The organism is Haloarcula amylovorans (genome assembly GCF_004681185.1).
GTDB classification, from domain to species: domain Archaea; phylum Halobacteriota; class Halobacteria; order Halobacteriales; family Haloarculaceae; genus Haloarcula; species Haloarcula amylovorans.
In genome coordinates this window covers 704,279-723,866 of sequence record NZ_SRIF01000001.1, presented here as the reverse complement: position 1 = coordinate 723,866, position 19,588 = coordinate 704,279, and the positions used below count along the sequence as shown (strand labels likewise).

Here is a 19,588-nt window from a genome sequence, read left to right as displayed (position 1 = left end):
TCGATGCCGTCGAGAGTGGTTGATATGCAGACGCAATCGGCGTTTCGCGGCCTCGTGTGTACGGCGTGTGAGGAAGCGGCCGACCCTGGAACGGAACGCTGTCCCGACTGCGGCGGCGTCCTCGTCGCGGAGTACGACACCGACGCGGTCGATTCGACCGCCGACCTCCGTCCGTTCTCCGCCGAAGAACGAACCAGCATCGACGAGGGCGAAACGCCATCAGTATCGATGTCCGACCTCGCTGACGAACTCGGCGTGGCGAGCGTCGCCCTCAAGGACGAAGGGAGGAACCCGACCGGATCGCTGGCCGACCGAAAGCTCGCTCCGGCCGTCACTGCGGCGGTCCAGCGAGGTGCAGACCGCGTCGCCACTCCCTCGACCGGCAACGGCGCGCAGTCGGCGGCGGCCCACGCCGCTCGGGCCGGGATCGACTCGAAGGGGTTCGTCCCCTCGCGGTGTCCGTTTCTCAACAAAGCGATGGTGAACGTCCACGGCGGCGACATGCGCGTCGTCGAAGGTCGTTACAGCGACGCCGTTGCGGTCTTCGAGGACAGCGACGACGAGTTCGTGTCTCTCGCGCCCGGCCAACCCTTCCGCATCGCCGGCGGGACTGCCCTCGCATTTGAGATACTCGACGATCGGGACACAGCCCCCGACGCCGTCGTCCACCCGACCGGTCACGGCGAGACGATAGTCGGACTGGAACGGGGCTTCTCGCTCGCCGTCGAGACGGGGCTGGCCGAGACGGTCCCGCGACTCTACGCCGTCCAACCGACCGACTGTTCGCCCATCGCGGACGCCGTCGCCGACGGGGCGAGCGATCCAATTCCGGTCGAACATCCGGACACCATCGTCGGCCCGCTGGAAGTCCCCGATCCCGCCGCCGGCACCGCCGCTATCGCGGCTCTCGACGCGACCGACGGTGAGGCCGTCGCCGTCTCCGACGAGGCGGTCCTGGGCGGTGCGGTCGACGGCTGTGAGATGGGACCGGAAGTCGGCGCGACCGGGGGCACCGCCGTCGCTGGCGTCCGAGCACTGGCCGACCGGGACGCATTCGACGCCGACGCCGATGTCGTCCTCGTCAACCCCGTCGCCGGCAGCAAGGAGGCCGACCTGCTTCGTTCGCACCTCATGAGTCAGGGGCTGTGAGCCGCCAGTAGGAATTTGTCGCGAGCGCGCGTCTCTCGGCTATGACGACGAACGAACGACCGCAGCTGGAAGAGACAGCGCTCGACCGCTACTTCTGGGCGCGCCACGCCAACCCGAAGAGCGGGTGGACGCGCGTGGCCGCCTATCCCCTGTTGGTGGCCTGTCTCTATCGTCGGGACTGGCGCGGCGTCGCGCTGACGCTCGCGTTCGTCGCACTCAACCCGTTCCTGTTTTCGCCGCCGGCCGACGACAGCGCGTGGATGACGCGGGGCGTCTACGGCGAACGACTCTGGATGACAGCCGACCACGACCGATTCGACTATCCGGGGGTGCTGAACTACGCCAACGGCGCGGCGTCGTTGTACCTCCTCTACGCCGCGCTTCGTCGCCGCCCGGCCGAGACGGCGCTGGCGACGGCCCTCTCGATGGCGCTGAAGTTCTGGTTCGTCGCGGAGATGGTCCACCGCTACGAGGGCCACCATCAGCGGTGAACCAATTGGAATTCGCACAAAGGGTTTTGCAACGTGGTCGGCAACTGTCGAGGTAGTGATTCCCACCGTGTCACGACGCTCACTCCGACTCGTCGTGGTCGTCGTTCTCGTCCTCACCGCCGGCTGTTCCTTTTTCGCGCCGAATCCGGACAGTTACACCAGCACGTACGACTACAGCGTCGGCATCGACGCCGACACGACGCTTCGGAACGTCACGGTTCGACTGCCGGTGCCACAGACGAACGGGTCTGCAACGTACAACGCCAGCGAGATCGCGCCAAACGGCACGCTCGACGGCGCGTTCGACGTGACCCTCATCGAGACGGAGCACGGCCCCATGGTGGAACTCACGGCCGACGAGTTCCCCGTCGAGACGCGCTACTACCGCTTCGTCGAGGAGGACGGCGTGGGCCAGCGCGAACAAATCTCCGAGTCGGAGTACGATCCGTCGAATCCCGACCACCAGAAGGTGACGCGCCGCTCTGCAGGCACCGTCGCCGTCAGGGATGCGCCGTATCCGATCGAAACGCGGGCCCCGGTCGGTTCGTCGCCGACGTTCTACGGCGACGCGGTGACTCGCTCGCTGGCTACGTGTTCATTCCCGTATACCGACGAGACCGCCTGCTTCGCCTACGACGCGCCCGTGTACCTCTCGTACGACGCCCCCGCGGACGCTCGCGTCGACGCCAGCGTCATGTTCATCGGGTCGAACGAGTGGTTTACCGCGGGGTGGACTGGGAACGACTACGTCGACCGGGTCCACGCGAACGCGACGGGGCCGCAGGACGACTGGATAACCACCACGGGCGAGACCGAGACCGGTCGGGGGAACTACCCATCGCCCGAGCGCTGATTACGAGGCGTGTTGTTTCGCCATCGTGTACGCCTCTCGCACTCGCTTGAACTCGTCTTCGTCGCCGCCGTGGTCGGGGTGGACCTCCTTGACTCGGTTGCGGTAGGCCGATTTCACCTCGTCGACCGTCGCCCCCTGTCGAAGGCCCAGTTCCGCATACGCTTGTACCGTGGGGTCAGGCGACCGCTGTGGATCCGGACCGAGTGACACCTCCGGTGTCTCGAAGGGGAGCCGAGCGCCCAAATGGATGCCCGGCATCTCGTGTTCGACCAACACCGGTTTCGTCCGCGAGCGTTCGATTCGGTAGTACGCCCGGGCGTCGAAGGTGATAGCGACATCCCGCTTCGGGAGATAGAAGGCGACGTGCTGGCCCTCGACGAAGTGGTTCTCGGCGTACTGCTCGCCGATTGCCTGGAGATACTCCCGGAGTTCGACGCGGCGGCGCTCCTCGCCGCCGTCGCCCAGTTTGCGGTGCTGTTGCCGTGCGGGGAACAGTCTATCTGCGACGACGAAGACCGCGGCGACGACGAGGCTCCCGCCGACGCCAAGGACGACGCCGAGCGCCAGCCACGCCGGTACCATACCCGGGTCTATCTGCACGGACAGGGGTTAGGCGTGCGCGGTAAAGAAATTCTCGCTCTATCCGATGTAGCGCAGGTCCTCGTCGGCCGGTGACGGGGCGTTTTGCTGTTCCATCTCCTGGATTTTCCGGACGACTTCTTCCATCTCGTCGGCGCGCTCTTCGAGTGATTCGTAGTCGACATCGAAGTCGACAACCGACTGGAGGATTTCGAGGACGGCCTGTGCGCTCTTGGGGTCGACCAGATAACCCGACGTCTCGCCCATCAGACAGGCTGCGGGGACGTCCCGTCGCTCGCCCAGCCCGAGCAACAGGCCGGAGACGCCGACGATGCCGCCCGCGGGTTCGTCTTCGCGGAAGGCGACGCCCGCGTCTTCGAGCGTCTCGGCCAGTTCGTCGGTGGTCGTCGCTCCGAGAACGTCGTACTCCTCGATGAGCTCGCCGGTCGGGACGCCGCCGAGGGCGAAGATGCGTTCGACGCCGAAGTCCTCGGCGACGTCGAGGAACGTATCGGTGAGCCCGTAGTGGCCCTCGCTGTCCTGTGCCTGATGGTTACCCGAAAGGACGAGCATGTCCTGTCCATCCTCGGGCGTGACGGCGTGGAACTCCGCGCAGGCGAGTTGCGTGCGCCCCTCGTCGATGCTGACCTGCGGCGGGAAGTGCGTGGAGTACACTCGGCGGACGAGTTCACTTTCGAGTTCCTCCAGGAGGTGTTCTGCGGCGAGTTTCCCCACGTGGCCGACGCCCGGGAGCCCCTCGACGAGGACCGGCTCGTCGAGTTCCGGGTCGGCGAGTACTTCGATGTCGAATTCGTCCATACGCCCTACTGCCGGCGTCGGCGCTTAAGTGAACGTCGATACTCGCCGTGTGGGTCCGTCGGGTCGAACGGCGCGGGAGCGCTGTTGACAGCCTCGGCCCCGCAGTCGGGACACGTCGTAGAAAGGGTGTACACCGGGCGGTCGTGTTCGGATTGCCACGCCGAACACACCCGGATGTCCGACCGCATCGAGTTACTCGTCGTCTTCGGTTCGCTCGCGGTGGTACTGGCCGGACCCACCGTGCTCTTCGACGACTTTTCGGGCGCGAGCGGCGCTCTCTTCGAGTGCGCCCTCCGCGGTCTTGTAGTTGGGAGCCTGTACCTGAATGCGGTACTCTGGCGACCCGACGTAGGTGACTTCCAGTTGGATCTCCTCGGGAACTTCGCCGTTCCCTTCAGCGGCTTTCAGCGCCTCCTTGATGGTGTCGACGCCGTTCTCGCTCGGACACGTCAGATCGACGTAGCCAGTGACGTTGACGTAGGGCACTGAGACGTTGTTGCGGGCGGTCTCGACGATGGCCTCGATCTCGTCGTCGTCGAGATCGGTCTCCGCTAGGGCCTCCTCGCCGTGGATGGCCGCTTCTTCGAAACCGTCGTACAGCGACCCGAACTCGGCTAAGAGTTCGTTGGCGATAGCGCCATAAACCTCGTCGTCGATGTTCTCGCCGAAGGCCAGTTCCATCCAGTTGTCGGCCTTCTGCTCGTTTTTCCACTCCTGGATCTTCTCCTTTCGCTGGTGGTCGTTGACGTCTTTGATCGAGAGGTCGATCTGCTGTGAGCTCTCGTCGACGTCGAGGACCTTCGCGACGACCGTCTGGCCCTCGTTGACGTGATCGCGGACGTTCTTTATCCACCCGCTTGCGACCTCGGAGATGTGACAGAGGCCACGCTTGCCCTCGTACTCTTCGAGGTCGACGAAGACGCCGAAGTCCTCGATTTCGTCGACCTTGCCGACGACGAGTTCGCTCGGTTCTGGCCAGCCGCTGTATTTCATCCTATCGGGCCTCGACGACGTCGGTCACTTCGCCTTCGATGTCGGCCTTCCCACCCGTCGGACGGGCGAGCGTGTGGCCGCAGACGGCACACGACACTTCGGTCGAGGCCTTCTCGAAGAGACTCTGTTCGTTCTCGCAGTCCGGACAGGTGACGGTGAGGAATGCTCCGGCCATGATTACTCCTGGAACACCAGTCGGCCGGCGCGCCATCCTTCGCGAAGGTGGGCCTTGCCACAGTCGCCACAGCGGTACTTCAGGTCCGTCTTCTTCGTGGGCTTGTCCCCACCGGGGACCTTCGAGAACTTCCCGTCGTTCCCGATACCGGAGTTGCGCTTGCGCTGGCGGTCGATCCACTTCATTCCGGTTTCGCGCCCGGAGCGGACCTTCTCGACTTCGTGTTCGTTGTGTTCGTTACAGTGCGGACAGTACGTATTGAACCGTCGTGGCATCTCCATAGATATCGACCTTACGGGGCGATTGGAAGTGGCCGCTTAAAACCCGTTTGGTTCCGAGTCGGCCCGCCCTCTCCCTGTGTGGGGCCTTGCCGCGCTTCCTTCGAAGTCACTAAGTACGCCGTTTGCCAAGGTGCGCGTATGAAGAAGCTCATCATCCACGGGGACCCCGGTCTCCGAAAGGGCGGCCGCATCGAGTACGACGACGAGGAGTACGAGGTGTTCTCGGTCGCCCGACAGGGTGACTGGCACGGTCCGGACCGCCCGCAACTGTGGTGTACTATCGGGAAAGCAGACGAAGAGGAGACGTTCATGACTCAGGAGTACATCCCCATCCACCTCGAGACGGAGAACATCGACGCCGAGGGGGTCACCGTCCTCCGCGAGCGCGCGCCGCCGAACACCGAAGCGTAGCACCGCCTCGGATCGTTTCGTCGCTGCTCGCGTTGTCGCTTTTCGCTGCCCCTCGTTACGTCTCGTTTGCTTGCCGCCGTTTCAGAGCTGTTCCAGGTGAACCCGATAGATCACCACGTCGCCGGCTCGCTTGACTTCCGTCACGCCGGAGACCTGCCCGATCGTTATCTCGCCGTAGCGTGCCTGTTCGGCGGGACCGACGTAGACGTAGCGCACGTCGTACTCCTGGAGTAGCGCCCGTTGTTCGTCCGCACTTCCGGTGTAGATGGTTTCTACGTCGCTCACGCGTCGATCGTACACCGTATCGTTGCGGTACTGGGCCTCGTGGTACCACCCGGCGACGGTCGGGAGCCCCGTGAGACTCGCTGGGGCGCTGGCCCCGTCGCCGTCCTCGGGATTCCATCGGTAGCCCGCGGGGGCGGCCGTGACAATCGTCGGTTGGCCCTCGGCGGTCCGGTCGAGCCACCGGATCGCCTCGGCCTCCTCGGGGTGGGTCCGGTCGAGGTGGTCGGTGCCGTTCAGCGTGGGTTCGCCGGCCGCCTCGACGTGGTTCGTGAGCGCGAGCGCGCCGTACACCGACGTCGAGAGTACCAAGAGGACGACGAACGCCGTCGTCCCGGTCCGCGTCACTAGCCGGCGCGTCTCGGAGCCGGGCCGCCACCGGGTCAGCAACCACGCGAGCACCGGTCCGGCGGCGGCGGCCCACAGCACCCACACCTGCATGTAGGTCTTGAACACCGTGTTCATCCGACCGACGTTCTCCTTGACGAAGACGAACTCGACGAGGAGGACGAGTCCGGTCCCGGCCAGCACGAGGACGGCCTCGAAACCGACGGGCCGGTCGCCGCCGTCGGCGAGCGTCGGGATCGACCGGACGGACTGCCCGAGCGACGGCGAGCGAGCGAGCAGCCACGCTCCGACGAGCAGGGGGGCAAGCAGGCCGACTGCCGCAAGATCCACCGTCGCGCCGAGGAAGATCACGCCGATCATCGCGAGTCCGACTATCCGCGCGCGCTCGGTCCCGAGCGTCCGGCCGGCCTGTGCGTAGAGGTACAGCCCGAACGGGAGGACGAACAGGCCGTGGACGGCGAGCAGTTCCAGCATGCCCGAGCGGTCCGGCAGGAACGCCACTTCCCGGCCGCTCGCCGCGCCCAACCAGAACGGGAGTGACCACAGCAGCCCCAGTGCGACGACGGCGACGGCGACGCCGACGGCGAGACCGATGCGGGCGACTTCGTGGGTCGGCCCGGCGGTCGGCAAGTGATCTCGAACGCCGTCGGGAAAGAGGGTACCGGGGTCCGCAGGGGCGACGGCGACGGTCAGCATCGTCAGGCCAGCGATCGAGGGGAACGACCACGTGTTCGTCACCGCCATCAAGCCAGCAAGTGCGGGCAGTGCGCCGAACAGCAGTACGATTCGCCGCCGCCGCTCGACGGCCGGCGTCTGGTAGTAGCTGAAACACAGCGCGGCCGCGAGCAGGAGAAAGCCCGTGCTCATCATGTGGGCGTGTAAGTCGCCGTTGAGCCACGCGAACAGCGGGAACTCGTCGATGACGAGCGCCGCACCGGGCTCGTAGCTCGCGAAGTCGCCCGCCTCGTCGGCGATGACGCGGCTGGCGTCCCAGTAGCTAAAGGAGTCGGGACCCGCCGCAAGCCCCGAGATTTCGTAGCCCGCGCTCTCGGCGAGCGAGGTGGCGAGGTTATCAGGAAGGAGCCAGATGAGCAGCCGAACGGGCGTCGAGAGGTTGCTGGCGAGGCCGACACAGAACGCCGAGAGAGCGCCTGCGAGTCGCCGAGAGACGCCCCGGTCGGCAGCGACGGCACCGGCCAGTCCGTAGGCGGCTGTCACCAGTGTCGCATAGAAGCCCGCGAGGGCAAGGTTGTAGGCGTACTGGCTCGCCGTCCCGGTGATGCGAGTGAGGACAGCGGCGAGCAGGTGGCCGCCGTAGTAGTACGCGACCGGCTCTCCGGCGAACCACATGTCCTCGGGCGGGAGCGTCTCGCCGCGAACCAGTGAGTTCAACAGGCCGAAGTCGAGGAACTTCTCGCCGCCGAGGGGGACGATGACCGGGTCCAGCGCCCGAACGGCGACCAGAAAGCAAAACGCGAGCGTGAACACGCTAGCGACCTCCGCGTACGCGCGGCCGTCCACGGTGGTTCCGCGACTGCCGACGATGGTCGCCCCCGCGACCAGTGCGAGGAGTCCGAGCCAGACGCCGGCGGTCAGCGAGACGCGACCGACGAAATAGGCGACGAGCCAGAGTATGGTGAACGCGACTGGGAGACCGAAGGCGACGCCGCGGTCGGCGAATCGGGGGAACAGGGCAGCGGCGACGGTCGCTCCCACGTAGGTCAACAGGAGATAAAGGGCGAGCCAGAGGACGACGAGACCGTACTCCATCAGTCGAGAGAGCGCGTCGCTCGGGCATACGTCTTTTGCACTGCGGCCTTGGAAACCGACGTACCCGAGCGGGCGTCTTCGAACTGTTTTTACTCACCGCCGGTCGAAGGTGACACAATGTCGCGTTCCGTCGGCGTCGTCGTCCCCGCTTACCGTCCCGACGTCGCCCAACTGCGGACGTACCTCACGGCCATCGACGAAGCGCTCGCCCCCCAGACGATCGTCGTCGAACTCGACGCGCCAAAACGCGGCGTCCCCGAGAAGCTGGCCGACCTCCCCGTTACCGTCGAGACGGTGCCGTACCGCCGCGGGAAAGGCGCTGCCATCACCGCCGGGTTCGAGCGACTCTCGACGGACGTGCTCGTCTTCGCCGACGCCGACGGCTCGACGCCAGTCGACTCGCTCGTCGAAGTCATCGACCCCGTCCGCTCGGGCCAGACGGACCTCGCCGTCGGGTCACGCCGCCACCCCGCCGCCGACGTGGCCAGCCACCAGACGTTCGCCCGGCGCTTCCTCGGCGACGGGTTCGCGTGGCTTGCGGGCCGACTGCTCGACGTCTCGCTGTACGACTACCAGTGCGGGGCGAAAGCCATCGACGCCGCCGCCTGGAAGCAGGTCCGCGCGCACCTCTACGAGCCCGGCTTCGCATGGGACGTCGAGCTGATCGCCATGGCCGGCGCGCTCGATCTTCGCGTCGCCGAGATCCCCATCGAGTGGGAGGACCGCCCCGGGTCGACCGTCTCGCCGGTTCGGGACTCCTTCGCGCTCCTCAGAGCGCTGCTGGCGGCACGTCACCGCGCGAAACAACTCAGCGACGACCGCCTCCACACCGCCATCGCCGCCCGTCGGGACGACCCGACCGCACTCGTCGAACGAGATCGATGATGAGCCTTCGAGATCGACTCCACGGTGCCGTCCCCGACCGATTCCAGTCGCTTCTCTCGGGCGTGCGCTTCGGTCAGTTCGCCTCCGTCGGCGTCATCGGCGCGATCAGCGACAACACCGTGCTGGCGACGCTCAGACTTGGCTTCGGCGTTCCCGAACTCTGGGCGAAGGCCGCCGGCATCGAGACGGCTATCCTCGTGATGTTCCTCGTCAACGAACACTGGACGTTCTCCTCGGTCGGTGCCGCCGGGCGCATCCCGTTCCTGAAGCGACTGGGGAAATCCCACCTCGTCCGCGCGGGCGGGTCGTCCGTGCAACTGGTCATCTACTGGTTCCTCACGCAGTGGCTGACTGTCCAACTCGTCGTCTACGGGACCGACCTCTGGTTCCTGGCGGCCAGTCCCATCGCCATCGGCGTCGCTATGTTCGTCAACTACGTCTTCGAGAGCCTCTTCACCTGGCAGGTCCACCAGGACGGTGCCACCTAGCGCGTCACTAATTCACGGACGGCGAGCGAATCACAACCCTTAATGAGGGGACACCGATATGAAGAGGTAGCGGGATGGGATAGCCAGGAGATTCCGGCGGGCTCATAACCCGCAGATCGGTAGTTCAAATCTACCTCCCGCTATTGAAATTTTGCCGTTTCACGCGTTCTAAACTATATGTTCGGTGAATTCGGGGTTTGAAACCAGACACGAAACAGCACGCTTGCGTTTAAGTACGATAACGAGCAGATGCTTCCTTGTGGGAGAACTGCCGGTAACGAGGAAGTATCAGATCACTCAGCTAGCGGCGAGTTACCACGGCAGCGAACTCTGTGACTTGGGTGAGGACCGATGCTCGGCTCAAATAGACTAACGAAGACGTTGGTATTCCAGCTCGACGTCGAAAGCGGCAATGAGGATCTGATATACGATGCTGTGCTTGAAGCCAGAGCGGTCTACAACGAGACGATTCGGCTCGCTAAACAGGGCGTAGAATGGCAAGCGATTCCAGACCGTGTAGCAGACGACGCCGATCTTGTGAAAAATACGACGCAGCGTATCGTCGCCAAAGCGCTTGCGGCGATGAAGAACTACTACGAGCACGACGACTTCGGCCAGCCGAGTCATACCAAAGACGGCGCGTACCCGCTTCGGGCAAACTACGAAGAGGGGTACGACCTGTCGCTCACTAGTGCTGGTGAGGTGGCATTCCGAATCAGCGCGAAACCCTACAAGCATATCGAAGGCATCCTGAAAGGCAACGATGCTCAGCTTGATATCCTCAAGACCGCGCTCACGAGTGACGAGTGGAAGCTAACCACCGCTGAAACTCTCTGGTGCGACGGCAACCCCGAGTTACACGTCAACGTCACAAACACCGAGAAGCGCGTTCGCGATAAGCAGAACTCACAGACGATCGTCGGCGTAGATGTCAATGAAGACAACGTCGCACTCACCGCACTCTCTGCGGATGGCGTCGAAGACACGCTAGTTATCGACTTCCCCGAAATCAAGTTTGAACGCCATCGATACTTCACGATACGAAAACGTATCCAGAAGGCGAGGAAAGACAGCATCCACACGGTTCTGGAAGGCCGCGAGAGACGGTTCGTCCGTGACCGACTCCACAAGATCTCTCGACATATCGTGGAGTGGAGCCACCAATTCGAGAAACCGTGCATCGTCTTTGAAGACCTCAAAGAGATGCGTGAATCGATCGACTACGGCACTCGAATGAACCGACGCTTGCACCACCTTCCGTTCCGTGCACTCCAGTTCTATACCACGTACAAGGCATCGTTTGCGGGAATTCCGACTGCGTGGATTAATCCCGAGTACACAAGTCAACGATGTCCGATGTGCGAGCATACCGAACGAGCGAATCGCAACAAGAAGCGGTTCAAATGCCGGTCGTGCAAACACCAAGATCACAGTGACCGTAGTGCAAGCGTCAATATCGCCGTGAAAGGAATCGAGAAGCATCAAAATTGGAATGTGCCTGCTCTCAATAGCCTTCCCACAGTGAGGAAGATGCGACGGCAGGCATCGGGGGCCGTGAACGCCCCGGCCGTGACCCACGATGCCGTTCGAGGCCACCATACCGATGGCAGCGTGGGTGTGTCAAAGTAATCCACGGGAAGTCCCGGGCTATAATTCGGGGCAGTTCACCTCCCGCTACTTCTGTGCGTCGGCTGATTGTGAACTATCACCTCCTGATGCCATATAATCGCTAATAACTGAATCTCACCGTCCAACATTCCGAGATTCCCCGCTATTAGAGAGATGAAAATAGAGTATCGAAGGTAGACTCTCGATGTCTATGCAAGGACTGGTAGGTGATACTATCGCCGGCAGTAAATGGATGTCTCGAGAGCGGAACGCGGCATCGAGTCCCTCGGGGATAGCTACCTCCCAAATACTGGATACGTTCCAAGGTTAGGCAAACCGCCACACTGTGCCAAGGTTGGAGACAGTTTTGAACCAACATCTCTGAGATCGGTCTCGTTCTACTCGGTGTGACGTTCTTAACTACGAGCGAGAACTGCACTTAGAACGCACTGTAGCCCAGTCAGCCGAGGTTTCGCCAACTGTTGTGACGAGTCTCGTTTCGCTGAAGTCACCTCACCTAGTCGCAGATTTGCTCCTGCAATGCTCTTTGGCGGGGCGAATTTCCAAGGTTGGGACGAACGAGCGGTCACGATGGAGCGTATCAGCAGATCGTAGCCAATAGCGACTAAGATCGCTCGGTATAGAAACCTGCGTGCGCAGAGCAGCCGAACTCGGACTCCGATGACCGTCGTATGAATCGCGGTTACCGAAGTGAGAGCGAATGAACGGCGAGCGACGGATTCATCTGGAAGAGTTCGATTGAATAACACCGAGCGGTAGGCCGTTCCCGGGGTTCAACTCTACCTCTCAACGCCAAGTGCTATCCATCATATCAGTACGAAGATTCACGTACCACTCCTTCGACACATCGATAGACCGATGTCCTCCGCAAATGCTGCCGCCCTCCCCAACTCAGCGACAACGACGCGACGGAGATTTCTCGCTGCCCTCGGTGTCGGTTCCACAAACGTGACCGCCGGCTGTGGGTTCGTTTCCGAGACGGACTCGGGTGGCGAAGGTGACACCATCGAGATCATCCCCGTTAACGAGACCGACCGGCCCGTGACCGTCGCCATCAGAATCGAAGATACGGACGGTGCAATCTTGTTCAGTCGAGTCTACGAACTCGACGCAGGCCACGCCGACGAGTCGGCGGGTATCGATACACGACCGGCGACTATCCGCGCCTTCACGCCCGACGGGCGCAGCAATATCTGGGAATACGACCCCGATACGGACTTGCAGTGTGAGGGAAAAGATGTCGGCCTTTGGGTCCGTGAGACGAGCATAGATCCGTGGTACGGGTGTTGATGAGTAGTGAGGCCGCCGATGGGACCGCCCACCCTCAGTCGTCGCCGTGTTCGTCGACGATGACGACTTCGCCATCCTCGACGCGGACGTTGATGAGCGTCTTGGCGTGATAACCGGCCTCGTCGAGTTTGTTCTCGCCGTCGGCCTTCTTGATGACACAGACGATATCGCGGATGTCCGCGCCGATGTCTTCGAGCGCGCCGGTCAGCGCCGCGAGCGTCCCGCCCGTCGAGAGCACGTCGTCGAGGACGAGCACGCGGTCGCCCTCGTAGACGTCGTTGACGTACATCTCGTTCTCGGAGTAGCCGGTGACCTGCGAGAGCGCCACCTCGCCCTCTAAGCCGTACTGGCGCTTGCGGACGACGACCAGCGGGATGTCGGTCATCAGCGAGACGGCCGTCGAGAGGTGGATGCCCATCGCCGCCGGGGTGACGATCTTGTCGACGTCTTCGAGCTCTGCCTTGCGGATGATCTTGATGACGATCTCCCGAAGCAGTTCGGGGCGCAACATCGGCACGCCGTCGCTGATCGGATGGACGAAGTAGTGATAGCCGTCCTTTTCGATGATCGGCGCATCGAGCAAGGACTCCTTGAGCAGGTCCATGCTGTCGGTACTGCGAGGGCCTACAAAAAATCGTCGTCAGCGACTAGCAATGGGTGGGTCTGTTGGTTGGCGGGTTTCGTTAGCAGAATCTGGTTCAGAAAGTGACGAAGCGACTGGCAACACCGAGAACAGCCAGAAAGCCCCCGGACGCTCGCCGAGTGAGACGAAGAAAGCACCGAGCGAAGCGAGCGTCCAGCCCCTTTCAGTCCCACCCCGAAGGTAAGTCACCGGGCGGGACTGAAAGGGGCGACCAGTTGCACGAACCCCGACAACGTAAGCACTGCACCGAGCGAGCGTAGTGAGCGAGGGAAGCGCACAGCGAGTCGCGGGAGTGAAACTGGTCCGGGGCTTTTTGGCTGTTAGTGAACTGTTCGAGATGCGTTTCTCGGGTTAGTGCTACCGCTGTTCGGCGGGAAAAATGTAGAAAGGGATTAGTCGATTAGGCTTGAGGGCCGGAGTCCTTGCTGAGGGTTGCAGAATTGTCGCCTTCCTGCGATTCGTAGACGACTCTGATATCGTAGTCATTGCTTGCGTCCAAAGTTAAGGAATTCCCAGCTTTAACTTCGCCACTAGTAGCTGTGGAACTTCCGATATTCGACCATTTGTCAGTGGTATTCACACCACTACCCCGGATATATACTTCTTCAGTTGAGATAGAATCTCCACCATCGTGAGTAATATCGAGATATCCATCATTACTTGCTCCACTATCTTTCTCGTAGTCGAATGAGAAGCTGGCTTGCGGTGTCGTTTGCTGTGCTTGGTCGCCGAGTCCGAGGACGAACGACGCGATGACGGCTGCGAGGATGACGGTAATCGCGACCATCAGGATGACCCCGATAACCGGCGAGACAGCGTCGTCGTCGTTGATGAGTTGCTTGATATCCATTGTTCTTCAGGCGTCAGGCCCGGAGTCTTGTGAGAGCGTTGCAGAGCTATCTCCTTCGGTAGTTTCATAGACTACACGGAGATCGTAACTTGACTCAGCACCAACGTCAATACTGTTACCAGCACTTACATCATCGGTTGCTCCGAGGGTGCTCCAATTCCCCCACGTAGCTGCGCTATCACCCGTGCTACCGAACTCGCCACGGATATAGATCTCTTGAACCTCAATTGAGTCCCCACCATCGTGTGTAATTGTTACGTCACTCGAAGATGAGTCATAATCCCACGAGAAGCTGGCTTGCGGTGTCGTTTGCTGTGCCTGGTCGCCGAGTCCGAGGACGAACGACGCGATGACGGCTGCGAGGATGACGGTAATCGCTACCATCAGGATAACCCCGATAACCGGCGAGACAGCGTCGTCGTCGTTGATGAGTTGCTTGATATCCATCGTTGGTTTCCCACACACCGTGTGTGTACGAGCGGTAGGTTCCGGTTAACCCCACCTTATGGAGTGGACCCGCGCTCGCGGAGGTGTGCTGTCTCATCTTCATGTTGCTGGTACACTTATACCCACACTACGTTTCACGTCCTCAAGACCGGCTTGAAACCCTTCAAGACCGGGCTGTATTGCCGAAAACCGGTCTGCGAGCGAATCTAGCTCTAGATTGACAAGATCGGCGGTTTAGAGCGGACGATGTAGCGGCGACCCGCTGACATCTCTCATCCGGGCGCGCGACGAGCGGTATCTCCATAGGGAGAAAACTGTACGCTATATAGTATTCTCAGCGTTGATTTCGGCGGCGGATCATCGCTCAGTCCTCGTCCTCGTCGGCTGCCTCGCTCTCGTTGCGGGAGTTGGCGAACTCGGTGAGGGTCATCTCGCGGCCGAGGAAGGTGTGATACAGCGCAGAGACTGTGAGAAGGACGGCCATCACCGTCGCCCAGACGAGCGGCGGGATGAGGGTGAACGGATAGACGCCGGCCCACAGCACCACTACGACGGCGAGACTGACAGCCCCCAGCGAGAGATAGTACTCCCGCCACGGGAACTCGCCGCTGGGGACGACCTCCAGATAGACGGTCAACTCCTCCGTCTGAGCCGTCGTCGTGACCACGCCGTCGTCGGGGTCGTACTCGACGATGCCCGCCTCGGCCATCCGCGGCAGGTGCGTCTGCTGGAGCGTGGTGTAGACGCGCTTGCGCTGCGCGCTGGAAACGTCCGCACAGTCGCAGTCGTACTCCATCGACGCTACCTCCGAAGTGAGGTCACCGAGTTCGATCGGCCCGCCGTGCTCTCTGAGATACTGGAGGACGTAGCGCCGACGCTCGTTCTGGAGCACGTCGAAAATCTCGCCCTTTGAGAGCGGGTCGGTTTCCGTCGCGATTGGAGACCTCGTCTGCTGGCTCATCGGTGTGTCCTCCCCCGCCCCGCCAGAGCCGGCCGTGCCATGTGTCTCACAGATATAAGCCGACCTTATTAATCGGTAGGGTCGCGTAGCTGTGGGTCATTCGCGGGCGAAAAGAAATGCGAAGATTGGTTTAGGCGCTCGGACCGGACCACTTCGAGAGGGTGGCGGAACTACCGCCCTCGCTTGATTCGAAGACCACGCGAACAGTATCCGAGTTGGCAACGTTGACTTTTATACTAGTCCCTGCACTAATACTCGCACCAGTGCTGTGCTGTGCGGTCGTAACGTTCTCACCCGTTATCACGTCCCAAGCTCCATCGTCCTGAGACCCTTTAATGTGCAAGTTTTCGGCGTTGATGCTGTCTCCACCGTCATGGGTGACAGTTAGCGTTCCGTCTCCATCCTGCGAATCGTTCCATCCTTTTGGGCCGGGCTGCTTCTCGTAATCGAAGCCAAAGCTCGCTTGCGGGGCGGTGTTGCTGAGGTTCTCGCCGAGGCCGAGAACGAACGTTGCGATGACTGCTGCGAGGATGACCGTAATGGCCACCATCAGGATGACGCCGATGACCGGCGACACCGCGTCGTCGTCGTTGATGAGTCGTTTGATATCCATCGTTTGTCTCCGGAACGTGCCGGGGAGCCCGGCAGTGTCCTTAGCGAAGCAAAACCTGCGCCAGTACATAAACCTACAGCACCAATTATCTGCTGTGAAAATACCCCCACGAACGAGGTGGAGACTACGGCAACAGCAGTAGGGCCAGCGTAACGAACACGGCGAGGACGAGGATGCTGAGGCCGATCCCCGCTCGGAGTGGATGGTTGCGTTCCTCGCTATCGTTCGTGACGATGCGCTCGTAGAGGGCGTCGGGGTTGGCGACCGCGCCGGTGAACGCGCCCGCGGCGGTCACCGCGAGCCGGTCGACCGCGGCGTACAGTTCGGTGACGCCGACGACCAGCGCCCGCATCCCGTAGAACACTCCCGGGTTGTACAGCGAGTCGATGTCGGGGACACGGCCGAGCTTCGAGAGGGGTTTCTTCGTCACCGCGAAGCCGATCAGTCCAAGGACGGCGAGCGCGACCCCTTCGACGATGTGGGCGACGGTGTAGGTGTGATAGACGTGCGAGACCACGTCGCCGTCGGTCACGTCGAAGGGCAGGAGACTGAACAGCGCGCCGTCGAAGACGCCGTAGGCGATACACAGCGCCGCAACGGAGAGCATGGCGACGCTCTGTAAGCGGTTGGCGTCGGGGACGCTTCCCTCGTACTCGCCGTGGAAGAAGGCGTAGTAGCCGAACTTGATGAACGACATGAACGTGCCGACGCCACCGAGTAGGAGCAGCCATTCGAGCGTGTAGAACTCGCCGATGGGTAGCGGTCCCTTCGAGAAGTGATAGTGGCTCGCCGAGATGACGATGCCCTTGCTGACGAAGCCGTTGAAGCCCGGGAAGCCAGCGATGGAGAGCGCCGCGACGGAGAACGCACCCGCGGTGAGGGGCATCTCCCGCCAGAGGCCGCCGAGTTTCTTCAGGCTCTCCTGACCGGTTCGGTAGATGACGACGCCCGCGGTCATGAACAGCAGGCCCTTATACAGGATGTGGTTGAACACGTGGGCGAACGCGCCGGCCTGTCCGAGGGCACCGCCGATGCCGACGCCGGCGATCATGTAGCCGACCTGCGACTGGATGTGATAGGAGAGCAGGCGGCGCATGTCGTTCTGGAACAGCGCGAACGTCGCGCCGAAGACGGCCATCCCGCCACCCATGTACGCGATGGCGACGTGGCCCTCGGGGAACGCCCGGTACATGCCGTAGACGCCGGTCTTCGTGGTGAACACGCAGAGGAAGACGCTGGCGGCGACGTGCGGACGCGGGTACGTGTCGGGCAGCCACGCGTGCAGGCCGATGAAGCCGACGTTGACGCCGATGCCGATTGCGGCCAGCGCCGCGGGCAGGCCCGCAGCGATGCCCGCCGTCTCGGGACCGCCGGGCACCGAGTGGAACAGGAACGTTCCCTTCACCACGTACGTCTGGAGAATCGCGGCCATCAGAAGTGTCCCGCCGATGCCGTGAAAGAGCGCGTAGCGGAACCCCGCCCGAACCGCCTTACCGCCGTAGTACCACACCAACAGCGTGCTGGTGACGGCCATCAGCTCCCAGAAGAACAGCAACGTGAGCCAGTCGCCGGCAAAGACGGCCCCGAAGCTCGTCGCCACGTACGAGAGCGCGAAGCCGGTCTGGACGCTGTCGGCGTCACTGGCGTAGGAGTACAACACCGCGACGGCGGCGATGAGACCGAAGATGAGCCCCATCAGCCGCGAGAAGTCGTCGACGTTGAACAGGACGGCCTCGAACCCGAGGAACGTCGTCTGGAGGTGTGCACCCTCTGGGACGAACCACACCCACGCCGTCGCCAGCGCGGCCGCGAGGACGCCGAGGGCGTGCCCGCTCCGGCGTGGCAACATGGCAACGAGTATCGCCACCGGCAGTAAGAGCGCCACCGGCGGGATCGTCGTCAGAAGGGCCGCCATCAGAGCGTCACCCCCGGGAGGTTCCCGACGACTTCGGTCACGATTTGGAGGAAGACGACAGCGTTCGGGACGATTCCCAACAGCAGCGACAGCGTCGCCGCCGTCAGAATCGGCCCGAGCATGAACCACGTGCTCTCGCTGCCCACCCAGTTACGCTGGTCCCACCCGGTCGCTGGCGGACCACCGTGGTTGTCTTCGCCCTCGTGGCGCTTCCCGAGGTGGTCGACGTGTTCCGGTTTCGGAACTTCCTCGTCTTCCTCGTCTTCCTCGTCACCCTGCGCTCGGAGTGAATCGACCGTCTCGGCGTCGCCGCCGTCCGGTTGGAGCGCGTATCGGCCGCCGATTGGTTCCTCGACGAGCGGCTTCTCGTCGTGTCCTTCGGGCGTCTCGAAGAACGCCTGATAGACGATGGGCCAGAAGTACGCGATGTTGAGTACGCCCGAGACCAGCAGTGCGCCGGCGAAGATCAGCCCGCCGCTCTCCATGTTCAGCGCCCCGATGACGAGGTACCACTTGCTGACGAACCCCGCCACGAGTGGAATGCCGGCCATCCCGGCGGCCGCGACGCCGAAAGCGGTCATCGTCAGCGGCATCCGCCTGCCGATACCGGCCATGTCGCTGATGTCGTCGGTGTGTGTCTCGACGTGAATCGCGCCAGCACAGAAGAACAGCGTGAGCTTCATGAACGCGTGAGCGGGGATGTGGAGCAACCCGCCGACGAGTGCGTCGCCCTCTAAGAGCGCCAACCCGAGGACGATGTAGGAGAGCTGGCTGATCGTCGAGTACGCCAGCCGACGCTTCAGGTTGTCCTGTCTGAGCGCGATGACGCTCGCGGTCAGGAGCGTGAAGGCAGCGACGGCCGCAAGCGGGAGGTTGACGCCGAGGTCTCGCATGAGGTCGGTTCCATAGACGTCCAGGACGACGCGAGCGAGACCGAAGATTCCGCTCTTGACGACGGCGACGGCGTGAAGCAGGCCCGAGACGGGCGTCGGCGCGACCATCGCGTCGGGCAGCCACGAGTGGACCGGCATCAGCGCCGCCTTCACGCCGAACCCGGCGGCCAGGAGCGCGAACGCGGCGCGAGCGAGCACCGGGTCCGCAGTCGCCAAGTCCGCGATCCCACCGGGCGCGAACGCCGTCGTCCCCGTCAGGAAGAAGACGATAGCGCTCCCGCCCAGCACCGCGACGCCGCCGCCGAAGGTGTACGCGAGGTACTTCCGACCGGCGGCGCGGGCCTCCTCGGTCTCGTCGTGAGTCACCAGCGGGTACGTCGAGACCGTCAGTAGCTCGTAGAAGAGAAAGAGCGTGAGCAGGTTGGCGGCGAAGGCGACGCCGATGGCGGAGGCGAGACTTGCCGCGAAGGAGGCGAAGTAGCGCGTCTGTGCGTGTTCGTCCAGTCCGCGCATGTAGCCGATGCTGTAGAAACTCGTCACGATCCACAGCAAACTGGCGAGCAGGGCGAAGAGGATGCCCAGCGCGTCCGCTTCGAGGGCAAAGGTGAGGCCGTTGCCGAACTCGCCCAGCGCGACGCGGAACTGGTCGCCACCGAGGACGGCGGGGACCATGCTGGCGACGATGGCGAACTTCGCCAGGGCGACGGTGAGCGTCACGCCCTCACGGACGTTGGGACGCGATTTCAGGCCGAGGATGACGGGGATAGCGACGGCCGAGACGAGCACGGCGAGCAGCGGTCGGAGTGAGGCGACTTCGGTCATC

General features: G+C 62.8%; 22 protein-coding genes and 1 tRNA gene. 9 read left to right on the top strand and 14 right to left on the bottom strand.

Features of this window, described 5'->3' with window-relative positions:
• Positions 1 to 24 precede the first annotated feature (24 nt).
• The 3 genes from E4S61_RS03705 (at position 25) to E4S61_RS03695 (ending at position 2,493) form a co-directional block, all read left to right on the top strand.
• Positions 25 to 1,149 (top strand): threonine synthase, encoded by a 1,125-nt coding sequence (locus tag E4S61_RS03705; protein ID WP_135302551.1) that lies wholly within the window; start codon positions 25 to 27, stop codon positions 1,147 to 1,149.
• A gap of 41 nt (positions 1,150 to 1,190) precedes the next feature.
• Positions 1,191 to 1,640 carry a DUF6653 family protein gene (locus tag E4S61_RS03700; RefSeq protein ID WP_135302550.1) on the top strand — a complete coding sequence of 150 codons (450 nt, stop codon included), beginning with the start codon at positions 1,191 to 1,193 and terminating at the stop codon, positions 1,638 to 1,640.
• A gap of 67 nt (positions 1,641 to 1,707) precedes the next feature.
• A complete protein-coding gene (locus E4S61_RS03695) occupies positions 1,708 to 2,493 on the top strand; it encodes a hypothetical protein (protein WP_135302549.1) in 786 nt (261 codons plus the stop codon).
• Here the strand turns inward: E4S61_RS03695 and E4S61_RS03690 are convergent, their stop codons facing one another.
• From E4S61_RS03690 to E4S61_RS03665, 6 genes are read right to left on the bottom strand one after another with little or no spacing between them, the layout of a single operon-like run.
• A complete protein-coding gene (locus tag E4S61_RS03690; RefSeq protein ID WP_135302548.1) occupies positions 2,494 to 3,093 on the bottom strand; it encodes a J domain-containing protein in 600 nt (199 codons plus the stop codon).
• A 39-nt stretch (positions 3,094 to 3,132) separates the two neighbouring features.
• On the bottom strand, positions 3,133 to 3,891 hold the full coding sequence (locus E4S61_RS03685) for a proteasome assembly chaperone family protein (protein WP_135302547.1): 759 nt from the start codon (positions 3,889 to 3,891) through the stop codon (positions 3,133 to 3,135).
• Positions 3,892 to 3,896: 5 nt separating this feature from the next.
• A complete protein-coding gene (locus E4S61_RS03680) occupies positions 3,897 to 4,079 on the bottom strand; it encodes an RNA-protein complex protein Nop10 (RefSeq protein WP_135302546.1) in 183 nt (60 codons plus the stop codon).
• Between the two features lie 4 nt (positions 4,080 to 4,083).
• Complete coding sequence (locus tag E4S61_RS03675; protein WP_135302545.1) at positions 4,084 to 4,884, bottom strand: translation initiation factor IF-2 subunit alpha; 801 nt, start codon at positions 4,882 to 4,884, stop codon at positions 4,084 to 4,086.
• A 1-nt stretch (position 4,885) separates the two neighbouring features.
• Complete coding sequence (locus tag E4S61_RS03670; protein WP_135302544.1) at positions 4,886 to 5,059, bottom strand: 30S ribosomal protein S27e; 174 nt, start codon at positions 5,057 to 5,059, stop codon at positions 4,886 to 4,888.
• Positions 5,060 to 5,061: 2 nt separating this feature from the next.
• Positions 5,062 to 5,340 carry a 50S ribosomal protein L44e gene (locus E4S61_RS03665; RefSeq protein ID WP_135302543.1) on the bottom strand — a complete coding sequence of 93 codons (279 nt, stop codon included), beginning with the start codon at positions 5,338 to 5,340 and terminating at the stop codon, positions 5,062 to 5,064.
• 138 nt (positions 5,341 to 5,478) lie between these two features.
• On the opposite strand from E4S61_RS03665, the gene E4S61_RS03660 reads away from it, so the two are divergent.
• Positions 5,479 to 5,751 (top strand): HAH_0734 family protein, encoded by a 273-nt coding sequence (locus E4S61_RS03660; RefSeq protein ID WP_135302542.1) that lies wholly within the window; start codon positions 5,479 to 5,481, stop codon positions 5,749 to 5,751.
• Between the two features lie 81 nt (positions 5,752 to 5,832).
• Here the strand turns inward: E4S61_RS03660 and E4S61_RS03655 are convergent, their stop codons facing one another.
• Positions 5,833 to 8,151, bottom strand: coding sequence for a DUF2298 domain-containing protein (locus tag E4S61_RS03655; protein WP_135302541.1), 2,319 nt, complete (start codon positions 8,149 to 8,151; stop codon positions 5,833 to 5,835).
• Between the two features lie 117 nt (positions 8,152 to 8,268).
• Between E4S61_RS03655 and E4S61_RS03650 the strand changes: the two genes are divergently transcribed.
• From E4S61_RS03650 to E4S61_RS03630, 5 genes are all read left to right on the top strand, one after another.
• Positions 8,269 to 9,036, top strand: a complete 768-nt coding sequence (locus E4S61_RS03650; RefSeq protein WP_135302540.1) for a glycosyltransferase — start codon at positions 8,269 to 8,271, stop codon at positions 9,034 to 9,036.
• On the top strand, positions 9,036 to 9,524 hold the full coding sequence (locus tag E4S61_RS03645) for a GtrA family protein (RefSeq protein ID WP_135302539.1): 489 nt from the start codon (positions 9,036 to 9,038) through the stop codon (positions 9,522 to 9,524). The genes E4S61_RS03650 and E4S61_RS03645 overlap by 1 nt, the downstream gene beginning before the upstream one ends.
• 68 nt (positions 9,525 to 9,592) lie before the next feature.
• Positions 9,593 to 9,667, top strand: a tRNA-Met gene (locus E4S61_RS03640).
• A 208-nt stretch (positions 9,668 to 9,875) separates the two neighbouring features.
• The gene (locus E4S61_RS03635; protein ID WP_135302538.1) at positions 9,876 to 11,153 is read left to right on the top strand and encodes an RNA-guided endonuclease InsQ/TnpB family protein; all 1,278 of its coding nucleotides are present in this window, start codon (positions 9,876 to 9,878) and stop codon (positions 11,151 to 11,153) included.
• 858 nt (positions 11,154 to 12,011) lie between these two features.
• Positions 12,012 to 12,443: a hypothetical protein gene (locus tag E4S61_RS03630; RefSeq protein WP_135302537.1), complete on the top strand. Its 432-nt coding sequence runs from the start codon at positions 12,012 to 12,014 to the stop codon at positions 12,441 to 12,443.
• 34 nt (positions 12,444 to 12,477) lie between these two features.
• On the opposite strand, the gene hpt is transcribed toward E4S61_RS03630, so the two are convergent.
• The 7 genes from hpt to E4S61_RS03595 form a co-directional block, all read right to left on the bottom strand.
• On the bottom strand, positions 12,478 to 13,047 hold the full coding sequence (gene hpt / locus E4S61_RS03625) for a hypoxanthine/guanine phosphoribosyltransferase (RefSeq protein WP_135302536.1): 570 nt from the start codon (positions 13,045 to 13,047) through the stop codon (positions 12,478 to 12,480).
• 439 nt (positions 13,048 to 13,486) lie between these two features.
• Positions 13,487 to 13,936: a type IV pilin gene (locus E4S61_RS03620; protein ID WP_135302535.1), complete on the bottom strand. Its 450-nt coding sequence runs from the start codon at positions 13,934 to 13,936 to the stop codon at positions 13,487 to 13,489.
• A gap of 6 nt (positions 13,937 to 13,942) precedes the next feature.
• A complete protein-coding gene (locus E4S61_RS03615; protein WP_135302534.1) occupies positions 13,943 to 14,383 on the bottom strand; it encodes a type IV pilin in 441 nt (146 codons plus the stop codon).
• A gap of 364 nt (positions 14,384 to 14,747) precedes the next feature.
• Positions 14,748 to 15,344, bottom strand: coding sequence for a DUF7344 domain-containing protein (locus tag E4S61_RS03610; protein WP_135302533.1), 597 nt, complete (start codon positions 15,342 to 15,344; stop codon positions 14,748 to 14,750).
• Positions 15,345 to 15,474: 130 nt separating this feature from the next.
• Positions 15,475 to 15,957 (bottom strand): type IV pilin, encoded by a 483-nt coding sequence (locus E4S61_RS03605; protein ID WP_135302532.1) that lies wholly within the window; start codon positions 15,955 to 15,957, stop codon positions 15,475 to 15,477.
• 124 nt (positions 15,958 to 16,081) lie between these two features.
• Complete coding sequence (locus tag E4S61_RS03600; RefSeq protein ID WP_135302531.1) at positions 16,082 to 17,872, bottom strand: Na(+)/H(+) antiporter subunit D; 1,791 nt, start codon at positions 17,870 to 17,872, stop codon at positions 16,082 to 16,084.
• Positions 17,872 to 19,587 carry a cation:proton antiporter gene (locus E4S61_RS03595; protein ID WP_135302530.1) on the bottom strand — a complete coding sequence of 572 codons (1,716 nt, stop codon included), beginning with the start codon at positions 19,585 to 19,587 and terminating at the stop codon, positions 17,872 to 17,874. The genes E4S61_RS03600 and E4S61_RS03595 overlap by 1 nt, the downstream gene beginning before the upstream one ends.
• Position 19,588: the final 1 nt, after the last annotated feature.

What these genes read in the sequence shown, in the direction of transcription:
- E4S61_RS03595 (WP_135302530.1), bottom strand. Translation starts at nt 19,587, where the DNA reads ATGACCGAAGTCGCCTCACTCCGACCGCTGCTCGCCGTGCTCGTCTCG.
- hpt (WP_135302536.1), bottom strand. Translation starts at nt 13,047, where the DNA reads ATGGACCTGCTCAAGGAGTCCTTGCTCGATGCGCCGATCATCGAAAAG.
- E4S61_RS03615 (WP_135302534.1), bottom strand. Translation starts at nt 14,383, where the DNA reads ATGGATATCAAGCAACTCATCAACGACGACGACGCTGTCTCGCCGGTT.
- E4S61_RS03620 (WP_135302535.1), bottom strand. Translation starts at nt 13,936, where the DNA reads ATGGATATCAAGCAACTCATCAACGACGACGACGCTGTCTCGCCGGTT.
- E4S61_RS03665 (WP_135302543.1), bottom strand. Translation starts at nt 5,340, where the DNA reads ATGGAGATGCCACGACGGTTCAATACGTACTGTCCGCACTGTAACGAA.
- E4S61_RS03685 (WP_135302547.1), bottom strand. Translation starts at nt 3,891, where the DNA reads ATGGACGAATTCGACATCGAAGTACTCGCCGACCCGGAACTCGACGAG.
- E4S61_RS03700 (WP_135302550.1), top strand. Translation starts at nt 1,191, where the DNA reads ATGACGACGAACGAACGACCGCAGCTGGAAGAGACAGCGCTCGACCGC.
- E4S61_RS03630 (WP_135302537.1), top strand. Translation starts at nt 12,012, where the DNA reads ATGTCCTCCGCAAATGCTGCCGCCCTCCCCAACTCAGCGACAACGACG.
- E4S61_RS03705 (WP_135302551.1), top strand. Translation starts at nt 25, where the DNA reads ATGCAGACGCAATCGGCGTTTCGCGGCCTCGTGTGTACGGCGTGTGAG.
- E4S61_RS03635 (WP_135302538.1), top strand. Translation starts at nt 9,876, where the DNA reads ATGCTCGGCTCAAATAGACTAACGAAGACGTTGGTATTCCAGCTCGAC.
- E4S61_RS03675 (WP_135302545.1), bottom strand. Translation starts at nt 4,884, where the DNA reads ATGAAATACAGCGGCTGGCCAGAACCGAGCGAACTCGTCGTCGGCAAG.
- E4S61_RS03650 (WP_135302540.1), top strand. Translation starts at nt 8,269, where the DNA reads ATGTCGCGTTCCGTCGGCGTCGTCGTCCCCGCTTACCGTCCCGACGTC.
- E4S61_RS03600 (WP_135302531.1), bottom strand. Translation starts at nt 17,872, where the DNA reads ATGGCGGCCCTTCTGACGACGATCCCGCCGGTGGCGCTCTTACTGCCG.
- E4S61_RS03655 (WP_135302541.1), bottom strand. Translation starts at nt 8,151, where the DNA reads ATGGAGTACGGTCTCGTCGTCCTCTGGCTCGCCCTTTATCTCCTGTTG.
- E4S61_RS03605 (WP_135302532.1), bottom strand. Translation starts at nt 15,957, where the DNA reads ATGGATATCAAACGACTCATCAACGACGACGACGCGGTGTCGCCGGTC.
- E4S61_RS03680 (WP_135302546.1), bottom strand. Translation starts at nt 4,079, where the DNA reads ATGCGGTCGGACATCCGGGTGTGTTCGGCGTGGCAATCCGAACACGAC.
- E4S61_RS03660 (WP_135302542.1), top strand. Translation starts at nt 5,479, where the DNA reads ATGAAGAAGCTCATCATCCACGGGGACCCCGGTCTCCGAAAGGGCGGC.
- E4S61_RS03610 (WP_135302533.1), bottom strand. Translation starts at nt 15,344, where the DNA reads ATGAGCCAGCAGACGAGGTCTCCAATCGCGACGGAAACCGACCCGCTC.
- E4S61_RS03645 (WP_135302539.1), top strand. Translation starts at nt 9,036, where the DNA reads ATGAGCCTTCGAGATCGACTCCACGGTGCCGTCCCCGACCGATTCCAG.
- E4S61_RS03670 (WP_135302544.1), bottom strand. Translation starts at nt 5,059, where the DNA reads ATGGCCGGAGCATTCCTCACCGTCACCTGTCCGGACTGCGAGAACGAA.